General features: G+C 40.7%; 15 protein-coding genes and 1 riboswitch. Of the genes, 3 read left to right on the forward strand and 12 right to left on the reverse strand.

What is annotated here, in order from left to right:
- The first annotated feature begins 281 nt into the window (after nucleotides 1-281).
- Nucleotides 282-641: a response regulator gene (locus tag NK662_RS04750; protein ID WP_254757760.1), complete on the forward strand. Its 360-nt coding sequence runs from the start codon at nucleotides 282-284 to the stop codon at nucleotides 639-641.
- A gap of 501 nt (nucleotides 642-1,142) precedes the next feature.
- Nucleotides 1,143-2,114 carry an LCP family glycopolymer transferase gene (locus NK662_RS04755; RefSeq protein WP_254757761.1) on the forward strand — a complete coding sequence of 324 codons (972 nt, stop codon included), beginning with the start codon at nucleotides 1,143-1,145 and terminating at the stop codon, nucleotides 2,112-2,114.
- 291 nt (nucleotides 2,115-2,405) lie between these two features.
- On the opposite strand, the gene manA is transcribed toward NK662_RS04755, so the two are convergent.
- The 12 genes from manA to NK662_RS04815 form a co-directional block, all read right to left on the reverse strand.
- A complete protein-coding gene (manA, locus tag NK662_RS04760; RefSeq protein ID WP_254758028.1) occupies nucleotides 2,406-3,350 on the reverse strand; it encodes a mannose-6-phosphate isomerase, class I in 945 nt (314 codons plus the stop codon).
- A gap of 129 nt (nucleotides 3,351-3,479) precedes the next feature.
- Nucleotides 3,480-4,853 carry a sugar phosphate nucleotidyltransferase gene (locus NK662_RS04765; RefSeq protein ID WP_254757762.1) on the reverse strand — a complete coding sequence of 458 codons (1,374 nt, stop codon included), beginning with the start codon at nucleotides 4,851-4,853 and terminating at the stop codon, nucleotides 3,480-3,482.
- 69 nt (nucleotides 4,854-4,922) lie between these two features.
- Nucleotides 4,923-6,329 carry an oligosaccharide flippase family protein gene (locus tag NK662_RS04770; protein WP_254757763.1) on the reverse strand — a complete coding sequence of 469 codons (1,407 nt, stop codon included), beginning with the start codon at nucleotides 6,327-6,329 and terminating at the stop codon, nucleotides 4,923-4,925.
- A gap of 110 nt (nucleotides 6,330-6,439) precedes the next feature.
- Nucleotides 6,440-7,561: a glycosyltransferase gene (locus tag NK662_RS04775; RefSeq protein ID WP_254757764.1), complete on the reverse strand. Its 1,122-nt coding sequence runs from the start codon at nucleotides 7,559-7,561 to the stop codon at nucleotides 6,440-6,442.
- A 10-nt stretch (nucleotides 7,562-7,571) separates the two neighbouring features.
- A complete protein-coding gene (locus NK662_RS04780) occupies nucleotides 7,572-8,669 on the reverse strand; it encodes a hypothetical protein (protein WP_254757765.1) in 1,098 nt (365 codons plus the stop codon).
- Between the two features lie 22 nt (nucleotides 8,670-8,691).
- Nucleotides 8,692-9,198 (reverse strand): acyltransferase, encoded by a 507-nt coding sequence (locus tag NK662_RS04785; RefSeq protein ID WP_254757766.1) that lies wholly within the window; start codon nucleotides 9,196-9,198, stop codon nucleotides 8,692-8,694.
- Nucleotides 9,195-10,175, reverse strand: a complete 981-nt coding sequence (locus NK662_RS04790; protein ID WP_254757767.1) for a glycosyltransferase — start codon at nucleotides 10,173-10,175, stop codon at nucleotides 9,195-9,197. The genes NK662_RS04785 and NK662_RS04790 overlap by 4 nt, the downstream gene beginning before the upstream one ends.
- A gap of 230 nt (nucleotides 10,176-10,405) precedes the next feature.
- Nucleotides 10,406-11,035 carry a sugar transferase gene (locus NK662_RS04795; RefSeq protein ID WP_368736054.1) on the reverse strand — a complete coding sequence of 210 codons (630 nt, stop codon included), beginning with the start codon at nucleotides 11,033-11,035 and terminating at the stop codon, nucleotides 10,406-10,408.
- Between the two features lie 75 nt (nucleotides 11,036-11,110).
- A complete protein-coding gene (gene galU / locus NK662_RS04800) occupies nucleotides 11,111-11,995 on the reverse strand; it encodes a UTP--glucose-1-phosphate uridylyltransferase GalU (RefSeq protein WP_254757768.1) in 885 nt (294 codons plus the stop codon).
- 400 nt (nucleotides 11,996-12,395) lie between these two features.
- Nucleotides 12,396-13,163, reverse strand: coding sequence for a tyrosine-protein phosphatase (locus tag NK662_RS04805; RefSeq protein ID WP_254757769.1), 768 nt, complete (start codon nucleotides 13,161-13,163; stop codon nucleotides 12,396-12,398).
- A gap of 14 nt (nucleotides 13,164-13,177) precedes the next feature.
- Nucleotides 13,178-13,879: a CpsD/CapB family tyrosine-protein kinase gene (locus NK662_RS04810; protein ID WP_254757770.1), complete on the reverse strand. Its 702-nt coding sequence runs from the start codon at nucleotides 13,877-13,879 to the stop codon at nucleotides 13,178-13,180.
- The gene (locus NK662_RS04815; protein ID WP_254757771.1) at nucleotides 13,869-14,606 is read right to left on the reverse strand and encodes a YveK family protein; all 738 of its coding nucleotides are present in this window, start codon (nucleotides 14,604-14,606) and stop codon (nucleotides 13,869-13,871) included. The genes NK662_RS04810 and NK662_RS04815 overlap by 11 nt, the downstream gene beginning before the upstream one ends.
- Nucleotides 14,607-14,980: 374 nt before the next feature.
- Nucleotides 14,981-15,068, forward strand: a riboswitch (cyclic di-GMP riboswitch).
- A 16-nt stretch (nucleotides 15,069-15,084) separates the two neighbouring features.
- Between NK662_RS04815 and NK662_RS04820 the strand changes: the two genes are divergently transcribed.
- Nucleotides 15,085-15,264, forward strand: coding sequence for an anti-repressor SinI family protein (locus tag NK662_RS04820; protein WP_306470817.1), 180 nt, complete (start codon nucleotides 15,085-15,087; stop codon nucleotides 15,262-15,264).
- The last annotated feature ends 175 nt before the right edge of the window (nucleotides 15,265-15,439 follow it).

Consider the following 15,439-nt stretch of genomic DNA (forward strand, 5'->3'; position numbering starts at 1 on the left):
ATTCATATATCGGAACTATAAGTATTTCACGTAGTGATGACACCTCTTAAACAAACGTTTGATGAAATCTTGCAATACGGCTTTCTGTCTGAATTAGATGATATTTAAACAAACGTTTGATTAGCTCTTTATTGGATGAAGAATTGCGCCGCTTTTGCTGTCAGGAGCAGCCGATTTATTATGTTAGACTATGCTTTGTTTTGCTTGCTAGATTCCTAAACGCCCAGTAATATCATAAGAGGGCTTTCAATCCGATTATATGAATAGAAGGAGTTTTACATATGGCACGTATTCTGGTAGTAGATGACGCCATGTTCATGCGGAACATGCTGCGAACCATTTTTGAGAAAGCAGGACATACAGTAGTGGCGGAAGCCGGGGATGGACTGGAGGCAGCCCAGGCATACTTCCTGCACAAGCCGGACGTGGTGACCATGGACATTACCATGCCGGGTGCAAATGGCATTGAAGCCATTCAGACAATCTGCGAGAGTGATCCCCATGCCAAGATTATTGTCTGTTCGGCCATGGGCCAGCAAAGCATCGTCATTGAGGCAGTCCGCGCGGGAGCAAGGGATTTCATTGTGAAGCCGTTTGAGGCGGAGGCAGTGCTGCACGCGCTGGGGAAGCTTGTTTCTTGAGTCCTTCCTTTCAGAGCGTTGGTACACTCTCACAGCCTAACTTACTGGAATAGGATCCACATATGGCTTTCTTGCCGGCCTGCATGCCAGAAGGGCCTTTTTACATACATTACATTGACGCACTTGTGAGCTTGTACATATCACTGCGTATCATGTTTCTTCTGGCTGCAGCCCAGCAGCAGCGTAAAGTGCAGAGTCAGATGCTTAGCTTGGGCGTTCTTGCACATATAACTGGTTTACGGAGGATGCAGCCATATTAAGGTCCGGTTCATCACTTACAATGATTAGACCATTCCCCTGTGGGAGACACTGCCGCATTCCTCTAGACCTTTATTCTGTAGAACATTTTGCACCAAATTGCAGTCTTCTGATAAGACCTCGTTATCAAATAAACAAAATATAACATTATTTCATTTTTTCTGTAATATATATATTGCCCTATTAGCAATATACGATTATCCTTAAACAAGGAAAAGCTTTTTTTAGAAAGGATTACATATGATGAAGAAAAAATGGAAAGTTATTTTGTACACCTTATTGGCTGTCCTGATTATCGGGTCAGGAGCAGGAGCCTATGCGTATTGGAAGCTGCAGCCATCCCAGCACTTTCAGACAGTGCCTGTTCTCAACCCTGCAAACCCATCTGAAGCAGCCAAGCCTGCTGCGCCAACAAAGCATAATGCATTTAATGTTCTCCTTATGGGATCAGATCAGCGAAAAGGCGACAAACTTGGGCATACGGATTCTATGATGATTGCCCATATAGACTTGGACAAGCAGATGTATCATATTATTAGTATTCCGCGTGATACACGCGTGTACCTGGATGGATACGGCTACACAAAGCTGACAAGTGTACAATACATTGTACAGGCAAACAAAGGGACTGAAGCAGGCGTACAGGCAGCCATTAAGGCTATCGGTGATCTCACAGGCATTACTTTTAACTATTATGCCCAAACGAACTATTGGGGGCTTCAGGCTATGGTGGATGCTTTAGGGGGAATCAACATGAATGTTCCTTTTGAAGTAAAGCTCACACATGCTTGGAATGCCCAAAACCAAAACAAGGTGATTACAACTGGGTCACACTTCTTTGACGGCCAAATGGTTTCTGAGGTTGTCCATGAGCGTTATTCCCTGCAAAGCGGCGAGTATGGCCGCCAAATGCTGCAGAAGGAAGCCATTTCTGGCATTGCCAAGGCGGCCTTGGACCCATCCAACGTGTCAAAGCTGCCTGAACTGGTGAAGAAGGTTCCGGAGTTCCTCGTTGCCACTAATCTTTCTACTGCAGACATGTTAAGTGTAGGTCTGGCCGTTAAGAATTTTGACCCTGGTACACAGCTTCAATACCATCAGGTAAGCGGCGAGTTTAAAACTATGTATGATGATATCTTAAAGAACAACAACTCTCAGTTGGTTTTGAACAAGGAGGAACTGAAGAAGCTTGTAGACCAGTATTTTAAAAGCTAGTCTATTAAGGGGACTTTGGCAAGGCTATTAACGAAGAACCGCATTTTGTGGACGGCAGCTTCAAGTCTGAAACATCATCAGCACTTGGAACTGCCGTTCTCCCAAGATCAAACATCTGGGGCATTCATTGGAACCAAGAGTAGAAGCAGCCTTAGCATAGTCATGGCTGCTTCCTTTGAGATATAGCTATTTAGAGGCGCTTCAGTATGATTAACATACCCCATTCAATAGGATCGTAAATGCTATTATAAGAGAATTGTAAATCTGTTTTGAATCGGCATGAGCTGCTTATTATGGGTGGGACACAATCAGTTGCACAGCCCCCTCAATAATAAATTCCCCCATGTCATAGGGCAAAATAAAGTGCCCACCTTTTTGAATAGAGAACTCTCCTCCCGCTGTCTTGAACATACCCGTTCCTTCAATGACACTCACAAGCTGAAATGGTTTGTCTTGCTTAAAGAATGCCTCTTTGTGAATTTCCCATTTATATACAGAGAAGTATTCTCCTTGTATGTATGTAGTAATAGTGACTCCGTTTTCTGTAACCTTCTTGATATTCCACATTGTATCCTCATGTGGAATACTTGAAACAGCTAATGCCTTGTCCAGGTGCAGTTCACGTTTTTCCCCATTGTCATCCAAGCGTTCATAATCATACACACGGTATGTTGTATCAGAGCTTTGTTGTGTTTCCAAAATTAATGTCCCCTTACAGATGGCGTGAATAGTACCGCTCGGAACATAAAAGAAATCTCCCGGTTTAATTGGTACACGGCGTAAAAGACTGTTCCACTCACCATTCTTCACCATTGTTTGAAACTCTTGCTTTGTTCTTGCAGTATGGCCATAGACAATTTCCGCGTCTTTTTCACAATCAATAACATACCAGCATTCTGTTTTACCAAAACCTCCGCTTTCGTTTTCATAAGCGAACTTGTCGTCAGGGTGCACCTGTACAGATAAATCTGTTGTTGCATCTAAAACTTTTGTCAGCAACGGAAACTTCTTGGACGGATAATGGCCAAACAACTCCTGATTCTCCAGCCATAATTGCTCTAATGTTCTCCCTTTATATCTCCCTTCTGATACAATACTTAGACCATTTGGATGAGCAGAAATGCCCCAACATTCCCCAGTCCGGACAGATGGCAGTTCATATCCAAAGCTCTCCATAGCCGTCCCACCCCAAATGCGCTCCTGTAGGACAGGCTGCAGGAATATGGGTGATTGCATTGCTTCCACCTGTACACGCTGCTTTGTTATTGTTAACAATTCCATACTTTCATTTCCCTTTCTCATGTATAAAATGTTTTAGACAACAATAAAATGGACCACTATTTTACTAGTGGTCCATCCATTCCATTATTTTAGGGCGTATCCCTTTTCCTCAATTTCCTGCCAAGTGAGGAGTAAACGGTGATTATCTGCTTCTACCAGTTCTGTTCCTGTTTGCACCTCAATGAATTCTAAATCTGTTACGGCTTTCACTGCATGTCTTGCACCAACAGGAATTTTAATTATGTCCCCCGCACGAATCACATGAAATATATCATTAAGCAGGAGAATTCCCTCGCCTTTCACAATTGTCCAGACCTCCTGGCGATAATTATGATATTGATAGCTAAGGTTTTTACCCGCCACAATTTTAATCCGCTTTGTTAAAACCTCATTGTCATTTTCGTACTTTGTATGCTCCAGAACGCGATACCAACCCCAACGGCGCTCTTCATACATGGGACGCTGTTCAAATTCCCCAACCAGTTCCTTTACGCGTGGGCTTGCTTCCTTCTCGGTTACAAGGATGCCATCGGGGCTTGCAGCAACAAGAACATTAGAGAGACCCAATACGGAAATTGGGATATCTAATTCATTAACAATATGTGTATTTTCACAGTCATGGCTCATATTTGCTCTACCGAGAATTTCTGTCCCCATTTCTTCCGTAAGTGTATTCCATGTCCCAAGGTCCTTCCACTCACCATCATACGGAAGCGCAACAATATGATCAGTCTTCTCAACTACCTCGTAGTCAAAGCTGATTTTGGGAAGCTTACTGTAGTCTTCCAAAAGTTCATTGTAACAAACAGGAAGCCCTTTCTCTTTGAGCAGGGAAATGATCCTGCCGAGTCTGAATGCGAAAACTCCACTATTCCAAAGAGCTTGCTGTTGCAAAAGCTTCTCTGCGTCAGCTGCTTTCGGTTTTTCCTTAAAGTGGCTGACCTTCATGTAACCCTCAGCAGACTCCTCAACGTTAGGAACTATATAACCGTACTTTTCTGAGGGGTATGTTGGCTTAATACCTATCAGTGCCAAATCTGCATTCGAACTTCTCAATACTCCTTCTAAATCTAAAAGTCTGCTAAAAAAGCTGTCTTCAACGTATGGGTCAACTGGCAAGACACCTATTACCTCGTCTTCATGTACGCCGCCTTCTGAAAACAGGTAGGAGGCAGCAAGTGCAATAGCAGGAAACGTGTCCCTGCGCTCCGGCTCAATGATAATAGGTGTATTTTTGCCAATTTGATTATGAATCATTTCCACCTGGGATTTACTTGTAGCAACAACAGCCGAATCCGTTAATTTCAGTTTCCCCAGTTGCCCCCATACCCTTTGGACCATAGACTGAAGTTCATTCTCCTCATTTTGCAAAACCTTCAGGAATTGTTTGGAACGAGAATCGTTGGACAATGGCCATAGTCGCTTTCCTGAACCACCAGAAAGTAATATAAATTTCATAAACTTTGAACCTCCTCTACGCATCGGGAATATCAATTCTTCTCACTGACAAAGCACGGCTCTATAATGTTATTTCAAGTCTGCATAGACTTCTTTCGAACGCTTTAAATAATATGTTTTTATATAGAAAGAAATTAATATTGTAATTACAGCCAACAAATATGCGATTTGTATGTGGAAGCTGACATTTGATATATGGAAGAATACCATAATGAAAATAGAAACGATTGTGCCGGCGATCAGCATTTTATCAAACTTAGTCAATAGCAGGCTGCCAATCATTTGTTTTACGAATATGAGATATACAGTGTTTAAAAACAATGCAGAGACTATGGAAGTACAAACAACACCGTATAAACCAAACTTAGGAATCAGGTACGTATTTAAAATAATATTGATGAGCAATGTACTAAATATGATTGTTGCCCGGAATGCCTGCTTGTTAGAAATGGTCAAAATCATCCCATAGGTTTTACCAAAATAATCAATTAATATTAGAATGGACAATAAGCTAAGAATTCCGCCTGCTGCTTGATACGCTTTACCGTATATCATATCTATAGATATATAGGATAACCCAGCCAGTAAAATAGAACCCATGGAACCAACGAATAATAGTTGGCTGAGCATACTCCTACTAATCACCTTTACAGCTTCTATGTCATCGCTCACCCTGGAAATACGCGGAAGATACACGTTTTGTAGGACATCTGTAAATATAAGTCCTCCGACTACAATCCTTGAGGCAGCCTGATAAATACCTACCCCTCTGTCGTCAAGAAACATATGTATCCATACTGTATCCAATTGGGAGTACAAAAACTCTATTAATATAAAGCTCGCATAAGGAAGATTTTGCCTTAATGTTACTATTGCATGACGTACGCTTGTAAGCGGCAGGGGTATCCGCCCGACTATTCTGTTCGAATAATAAACAGAGATGGCAAGATATATAACGCGGGCTATCAGAAACCCAATGGCAACTTCAATCTGATTACACTTAAAAAATACTAACAATCCAATTATGAAAAAGAAAATCACATTAGAGTAAAACAGTATTGTAGCTTCATCCTTAAACTTTGAGAGCCCTCTGAGTATGAAGGCATAGAACCCCCCATATGAACCCAAAATCCCCGCAAATAACAAACAGCAGAATAAATAGAAATTTATATCTGTAAAGAACCATACACCTATTAAACTAATTATTGCTACAAAACTGGCCAAAACCGTTTTTGCATAGAAAGCACGTGCTACTATCTCATGCAATTTACCAGGTGTCCTGCTAATATCTTTTACCAGCTTAGTAACAAATCCATAATCAATAAATACTGCAACTATGAGTGTTAATGTATAGGCATACATAAACTCTCCGAACCCCGCAGCGCCCCATAATCGTGCCAGCAGCATAAAGATAACAAAGTTGGAAACCAACCGGGCAGTTAGGGAGCAAAACATAAAGAATGTATCCTTAAACAAAGAATTAACACCTGCCTTCTCATATGTTTCTCGGATTGACGGACCTCATTCACAAATTGAACAGATGACTTATAGCAATGCCTGGTATAAAGCTAAGCTTTATACATAATCTAGCCTTTGCTACTATATAAAGTCTGATGGGCCTGCACCATTTTCCCTATTGTGAATTTTTCCTTAAAGGCCTTGTAACTGTTTATTGACAACTGTTCAACTATTTCCTGATTACGTATCAAACCATGAAAAAGATCAATAGCTTCATTAATATGCCCCAACTCATATAAGTAACCATTAAAAGTATCCTGGATTACCTCATCATTGCCAGTTACCTTACTCGCAATAATTGGAACACCTTTAGATAGGGCTTCAATTAAGGCATAAGGCATTCCCTCATATAAAGATGTAGATAAAAATACATCAAACTTATCTAAGTACTCAGAAGGATTGTCTTTAAATCCCATAACATGTATCTTCTCCGTGAGATTCTTTTCCTTCACGTATTGGGATATCTCTGACAGAAAGGGACCATCACCTACATACACGTACTTTATGTTTCTATGTACTTGGAGCAATGCTTCAATAATTTTGATGCTCTCCCAAGGGTTTTTCTGATAATCCATTCTGGCGACTGTTCCTATAGTAAAGGTATCATCCTCCCTACAGTGTTGATGCTGGCCATCCGCAGCATCCTCAATCCCATTGTAAATGACAACTGATTTATCTTTTGATATAACCTTCTCTTGTAGGGCAACAGACTCTTCACCCTTTGAAACATGTACTGTACGCGTTGTTATGTACCCTAGAACCCTCTCAACTAAACGGAAGGCTAAGCCTTTTCTTAAAGATAAGTTGGGGTCTTGAAATATGTATGCATGCGGTGTATAGAAAACCTTCCTAACCCCAATGAGTCTGGCTGCAATCCGTCCTATTCCACCAGCCTTTGAACTATGACAATGTACAATGGCTGGCTTAATTTTTGCCAATAAGGAGATCACTTTCAAAAAAGCTTTTATATCTGCAGTAAGAGAAATCTCTCTTCCCATTTCATTAACTTGGAAAAGGTGTATCCCCTTTTGCTCTAACTGTGCTATAGACTGAGCAAATACACGGTCTACTCTCTCTCCTCCGTATATTACAGATACATTGTATTCGGATAAATCTATATGATTAAGTAAATCTAAGAGGTGTCTTCTGACACCTCCACCCATTGCCTCACATATGTAAACGATCTTCACTTTGCCGCAATTATGCTCCATGATATTCCTTGTCCATCTCCTTTCTCTTTTCAAATTGAGCAGTAAATTTTAAGAACAGAAATATGAATAACGGTATTACTGCAAGCTCATGTCTCAACAGAGATCCTAAATCTGGTTCAAACAAAGCCTGTGTTGCTGAGAAAGAAATAATCATGGAAACTATGAGCTTTAAAGGCCTGCTGCTTACAAAGCCGCTTTTAATTATTTTTGCAATCAAGTGGGTATTATAAAGATTCCAACCAACAAAGCATAAAACAAGAAGATTCATGTTTTTAAATAGCATGATTGGAAAGAAGCATAGAAACCACACAATAATCCAATTTAATGCATCTGTCAGGAAGCTACTATTATCGAAAGGATTAATCAGTATTGTTACTGCATCTGAACTGTCTAGACGGTACATATTTACTTCAGAGCGGGAATCTGTTAAATGTACACCAACAAAATCCGCTGCAAAGAACAAGACTATTATTGCTGCAGCATAGAAAAACAGCTTTGAAAACTTCCGTGAGAAAATTTTTGTATTATATGAATTGAATATTATGATGTAATTTAATAGAATAAAGTACAAATAGATAAACCAATATGTCCTAAATAGTAATGCATACAAAATGAATAAACCGATATAAGCTACAACAGATGCTTTTCTCTCCAACAGAATTATTAGCAGGAGCAATGTAATGGTAATAAATGCTATTACGTCTTTGCTTAGTTGCCCTAGATATATTCCGAAAAGTACATTCCACACTACAACTATGGTTATTGCCTTCATTGATAAATGTGCTTTGGCCTTTACGAGAATGACAATTAAGCATACATACACAAGAACATAGCTTCCATATCCCTCGAGGACACGAATTCCTAATTTATCAAATCCAAGTAATTGATAGAATTTGGCTGTATTTATGAAAGAGTCCGTCGAAAAGGAAAAAGGAAATTGTTGAGCTAGCGCAAACTGGTCTCTAATTGTATTGGCGTCATAAAAGTACTTGGGGGGAAGAATGCCTTCTGCAATTGTAATTACTATAAATGCCTGCAAAAATAAGAAACAAAAGAAAGTTATATTCAAGTACCAGCTTTTTTGCATAATCATCCCTCAATTTTACACTTCATATACGATCTCGTATCTTCTTTGCTGGTGCACCGCCATAAATTGTATATGGAGGCACATCCTTATTCACAATTGAACCGGCCGCAATAACAGCTCCTTGCCCAATCGTAATTCCTTTCAAAATTATTGTATTAGCCCCTATCCATACATCGTTTTCAATTGTAATATCTCCATCATCCCAGGGGTTTAATCTAATCAACTGTTCTGCAGATGTCCCATGATTTGATGCAATAATTTTCACACCCGGGCCTAGTAATACATCATTGCCCACTTTAATCTTTCCATTGGGGGCTGCCCACAGAATGCAATCATAATTAATAAACACATTATCCCCAAGCGTTATATGATCCGGATATTTAATAAATGCATTGAAATAAATTTTAGAATTTACACCTTTTTTAATCTTGGACTGTCTATAAAACTTTGCGATACTCACAAAGAAAATCATCTTCATCCAGCTTAGGATGATATAAGCTATGCCTCTTAGAACCTTCAATACTCTCACCTATTCTCATCCATTAAAATATGATACAGATTTTGAGAAACGCTCTTTATGTCGAACTTCTCCAATAGCTCTGGCATATATTTGTCCGTATCAAAGTTACCTTTAGCCATAGATTCTTTCATACATTCATACAGCCTTTGCGCATCATTTGGCGGAAAGATCATTCCAAAATAATCTTCCTTTCCCTTCAAGTACTCCTTAAAGCTTCCTGTATCTGATGCGATAACATTACAGCCAAAATATAAGGCAGTTTGTATCGTTTGTGTCGCAGTAGAATCTTTATAAGGGAACACAGCCGTTTTGGCATTGGCAATATAGGCAGCCAAATCCTTATTACTGACGTATTCATTGATAATAGTTATATTGGATTGATCATAACCGGCAGGAAAATATTTATTTATATTTCCGGCTCCAACAACTAAACACTTATATTCTGCTTTTTCTTCATTTAACTTCTCCAGTGCCTGGTAAAGTATGTCCAAACCTTTGTATTCTTCGATACGCCCGAAGAATATAAAATCATATTCCCTGGATTGTTCAACAGCTGGATTATAGTATTGAGTCAGTTCCTCCATGAATGGCAAATTGACTATCTTCATTTTTCTATCGCTTATATGCTTGTATGTCTGCAAAACCATACTCCGCAAACGATCACTAGCAACAAATGTGTGTCTATGCTTTTTTCCCGCTAACAGGTTGAAGGAGTGAAAATAAAACAGCATTTGCTTTAACTTACTTACTCCAGAATGAGGCACAGGGTCATGCCACCAGAAGGAGTATGGTGTGCGAAAGCTTAGATATTTAATCACTATATTAAATGGGTTTTCGGAATAAAAGAACACATGTTCTATCTGATTAACTTTCAAGAACTTACTTATCTCGCCCCACTTCTTCATATTCAAATAGGAGTATGTGTCATTTTTATTAAAGCTCAGATTATGCACTTTATTTTTCTCAAACTCAAATTCTTCATCCATATAACAATCACTTTTTAAGATATAGATGTTTTTCTTATCCTTTAGGCTGTTACAAATGTTCTTAAAGGAATCCCCTATTGCGCCTCTTGAGGAATTCATACAAACCATACATATATTTGTCATGCTTTGCTCCTTAAATGCTTGTCATATTCATAAAGACACCCAAATAAACCTTCTCCGGCAAACTCTTCATTATCAAAACAATATATTAAGACTTTAAGCTTAATTATCTAAAATGCATCTCTTGAACCTAATAGCATGCCTATAGTCCTTACAATGATCTTAATGTCTACCCATAATGTTCTTGTTCGAATATATTGAATATCTAACTCAACCATTTCATAAAAACTGAGATTGCTCCGCCCGCTGACCTGCCAAAGTCCCGTACATCCTGGTACTACAAGCAGCCGTTGCATATCATAGGCAGTATAGTCTTTCACTTCACGCGGAAGCGGTGGACGAGGTCCAACCAAACTCATATCGCCTCTCAGTACATTCCAAAGCTGCGGCAACTCATCTATGCTGGTCTTGCGTATGAATTTTCCCACTTTTGTAATACGGGGGTCATCCTTCATTTTAAACATTGCCCCCTGTACTTCATTATGCTTGAGCAAGTTCTGAAGTCTCTGTTCCGCATCTGTAACCATGGAACGAAATTTAAACATATAGAACTCTTTTCCATCTCTTCCCACTCGAACCTGTTTAAAGAATACAGGACCTTTTGGGTCTTCAATTTTAATGAGAATTGCCACCGCACAAAATAGTGGAGACAAGAGAACCATTCCGAATACAGCGCCCGCCAAATCTATCATTCGTTTAAAAAACACATAGGACCAAGCAACTTTTATCTCTCCTGCAATTAATGAATTGGTTGCTTCCGTTGCTATTTCTTTCACCGTTGATTTCACAACGCTCACATTCTCTCCCTCCCATTCTTATACTGAAACACTCTCTCTTTGTATAACTTCAGTCATATACCTCATTAACTGATTCTTTAAATCCTCATGCTGTAATGCAAATTCAATTGTAGTTGTAATAAAACCTAATTTTTCCCCGACATCATACCGTTTACCTTCAAAGTCGTAAGCAAACACACGTTGAATCTCATTGAGGCGTTGAATAGCATCTGTTAGTTGAATTTCCCCGCCGGCACCAACATTCTGCTCTTCTAAGAACATAAAGATTTCCGGATTTAGGACATAGCGTCCCATAATTGCTAAGTTGGATGGCGATGTTCCATGCTCTGGTTTCTCCACAAATTGCTTTACTTGATAGCAGCGGCCAGACTGTGAAATAGGGTCTATAATACCATAACGGTGTGTCTCATCCATGGATACCTTCTGAACACCTATGACAGATGCCTGTGTCTTCTCATACTCATCCACAAGCTGCTTTAAGCCAGGCTTATCCCCTTGGACAATATCATCACCAAGAAGAACGGCAAATGGCTCATTACCAATAAAATTGCGTGCACACCATACAGCATGACCAAGTCCCTTTGGTTCCTTTTGACGGATATAATGTATATCTACCATCTTGGAGGAAGCCTGTACCTTCTCCAGAAGCTCTAGCTTTCCTTTTTCTAACAAATTTTGTTCCAATTCAAACATATGGTCAAAATGATCTTCAATTGCACGCTTTCCTTTGCCAGTTACAATGATAATGTCTTCAATTCCGGAATGAATTGCTTCTTCTACTATGTATTGAATGGTTGGCTTATCAACAATAGGAAGCATTTCCTTGGGCATGGCCTTAGTAGCAGGCAGAAATCTTGTTCCTAGCCCGGCGGCTGGAATAATCGCTTTTCTTACTTTTTTCATTTCATTCTCTCCCATAGAGCTTATTTTCACGTATTCTCGAAAGATATAGTAATTTATGTGACCTACCACTCTATCTGGCAGTTTTTGTATAGGCTTGTCAAAGGAGTTTCTCCCGACAAATTAAAGCATAAGACAATGTAAGGATTGCAACATTGAATAGGTAGACATTATGTAATGATATAAATCTTAAACATTTTGAAATTAATAATGGCACGCAAGATTGCCACCCAGCGTGCCATTAAGTCTTTCAAAGGAAAACGGGCATTTAACCCATCCTCACATCATACCCGCGACGACTGGCGTCTAAGGGAGGATTCCCCCCACAGCATGACCGAGTGCCTCCATTGATATAGGTAAGGAGACATTACCTTTTTTGTAAGTCCGTTATATGACTGAGCGATTAAAAAATACCAAAGAATTTTTTCATCCGAAGCTGCCTTGGCTGCTCCTTGTGCATGTATTTGCCGCTGACAATGGCCTCCGCATTCTCTTGCAATTGAGACAGGACCTGGAAGCCAAGCTCTTTTTCAATAACATCGTTTGATTCTTTTATTTTGAATGAACGATTTGAAATGTTATGAGCGTCGGAAGCCAGCACATGCACCAGTTGGTGTTCAATCATCTGCAGAGACAGCTTCTTAATCTTCTTTCCAAACTCTCCGGCGACACTGGCAGCAGTGACTTGGGCCAATGCCCCCTTTTCCACCAGGTTGTACAAAACATCGGGATTCTCGGCAATCTCCGTGTTGCGCTCGGGATGGGCAATGATAGGCGTGACTCCCTCCAGCTGCAATCGGTACAGCAGGGATTCTGCGTAACGGGGGACATGGCTTGATGGAAATTCCACAAGCATGTACTCCCCGGTGTCATTCAGCGTCAGTACTTTATCGGCTGCCAAGTCTTCAAGTAATTCACCGTAGAGGCGAACCTCTTGTCCGGGCAGAACCTGCAGAGGGATATCCTGCTGCTTCAGCACTTGATTCAGCTCGCGCACACGCAGCAAGACTTCCTCTTTCTCGTTATAATATCTGCTTGTTTGATGATGGGGCGTTGCAATAATTGTATGGATACCGGCCTCTACAGCAGCCCTCGCCATAGCAATGGCGTCTTCCATTGTTTGGGCGCCATCATCTACGCCTGGCAAAATGTGAGAATGGATATCAATCATTGCAGCTCTCCTCCTCAATTTCCGTAGTAATAGTAATGCTCATTTTCTTTTTGCTGCTTATCATTCAGAATAGCTCCCAACAGTTTTCCTGTTGCGTTCTGCAGCAAATTCTTCGCTTTCAATGCGGCATCCTTGTCTGTCCGGCCGCTGCGAACGACCAATACAATGCCATCGCAGAGATTCGCCAATACTTGCGCATCTGTAACAGCCAGCACAGGCGGCGTGTCAAAGATCACAAGGTCGAACTGCTCCAGCATTTCCTGCGTCAAGGTCTTCATTCTGGATGATCCCAGCATCTCCGCCGGGTTTGGCGGAATGGCCCCTGCGGACAAGAAGTACAAGTTCTCTACAAGCGTAGGGCGAATGCATTTCTCCAGCGGATGTTGGCCTGCCAGCACACTTGTTAACCCGTTTACATTCTTCTCTCTTAGAATGGTATGGGTTGCAGGCTTTCGCAGATCCGCGTCTACAAGCAACACTTTCTGGCCCTGCTGGGCAAATACAACGGCTGTATTGGCTGTCGTAGTTGTTTTTCCTTCTGAAGGATTCGCTGAGGTAAACATTAATGTGCGAAACTGTTCACCAACTGCTGCAAACTGTATGTTTGTACGAATATTTCGATATTGTTCCGTGATAGGCGACTTGGGCGTTGTATGGGCAATGAGCTGCCGCTCGCCCTGGAAAGTCTTCTGCTTAGAACCAAAATTAAGAGCCAACTGCCTTCCTCCTCACTCTTGTTGTATGAGTTACTGCTTTGCCTTTCACCGTATCCATTTGAGCAACTACGCCAAGCACCGGGAGGCCGAGTATATCCTCCACGTCCTGCTCCCGCTTTACAGACGTATCAAAGTATTCAAACAAGAAGGCGAGGCCGACTGAAAGCATTAAAGCAACTACAGCAGCAATGGCAGTGTTCAGGAACGGACGCGGCTTAACCGGAGACAACGTGTCTGCCGGTACAGACTTGGCCAGAATGGTCACGTTATCTGCATTCATAATTTGTTTGATTTGCTCTTTAAACACTTCAGCAATCGTATTGGCAATTGCCTCAGCCTTTTTTGGGCTCGTGTTCAGCACACTGACAGAGATCACTTGTGACTGCTTTTCGCTGGTAACCGAAATATTTTTAGCCAATTTCTCCGCAGTGGTATTAAGGTCAAGCTGGCCAATTACCTCTTCCAATATAGCCGGACTGGTAATGACCACACTATATGTATTTACTAGCTGCAGGTTTGTTTGGACCTGATTATATTGAACTTGCTCACTATCAGTTTTCTGCTTTTGATTAACAAGAATTTGCGTAGATGCTTGATACACTGGCGTGATGATGAAGAAGCTCACAATTGCTGCCAATACAACTGCCAGACCTGTGATACTTACAATCATCATCCAGCGCTTCTGCAGCACTTGAAGCATTTCTTTTAAATTAATTGTTGCTTCCATATTCCCCTCCAAAAATATTCGTTTTTTCCGATTCTACGCTCTCCGTACTGTAAAATTGAATATACGCATAACTGATAATACAAATAAATAGCATGTTTTACAATACTAATTACTCACATTGTTAATCCGAAGAAGTACGGAAAGCGCTTTCTATTATTGATAAATTTCCTCATTTTTCGACAATGCAACTGGGATTACCTTGGTGGTTCTGCATGCTTGATAGCGGAAACACTGGCATCCTACAGCATGCGTCAATTTCATACTCTACTAAAACTTCAAAATGTGGTAATTTGTCAATACATATTTAAGTATACACTATATACATTTATACATAGTTCGTTCTATAATGATAAGTGTACTCAAATATCATATTAGGACGTAAAAGGCAAATCTACTGAAAGGTAGAGACGCAAAGTCACGGGTCTAAGGCATGGTGCATGCTATGACAGCCGGACTGCCATAAGCGGAGGGAACAATATTGATTAGTCTCGTTCGAATGGCAGAAGAAGTAAACAATGGAGAAAAAGCAGAAGCAGTAGACATGGGTTGGGTAGCCTTGCTGGCAGAAGCCAAGGCTTTAGGACTGACAATCCAGGAGATTCGTGATTTCCTGCAAGCGAAGGCACAGGCACCTATGCGCATAGCGGGGAACTCTTGAGTTTCAGGGACTCAGGCAGTCTCTCTTTTTGTTTGCGCTTTCTATTACATATTTGAGAATTAAAGCGCGGCCTTTCTGGATCCTGTGGATTCAGGAAAAATGGAACTCCGGGAGCATGGCTCCCGGGGTTTTTTTCGTTTCAGCGGTTTATACAAACGTTTGAATAAAATACGCT

Origin of the sequence: Ectobacillus ponti (assembly GCF_024294785.1) — a bacterium.
In the GTDB taxonomy this organism is placed as follows: domain Bacteria; phylum Bacillota; class Bacilli; order Bacillales; family Bacillaceae_G; genus Ectobacillus; species Ectobacillus ponti.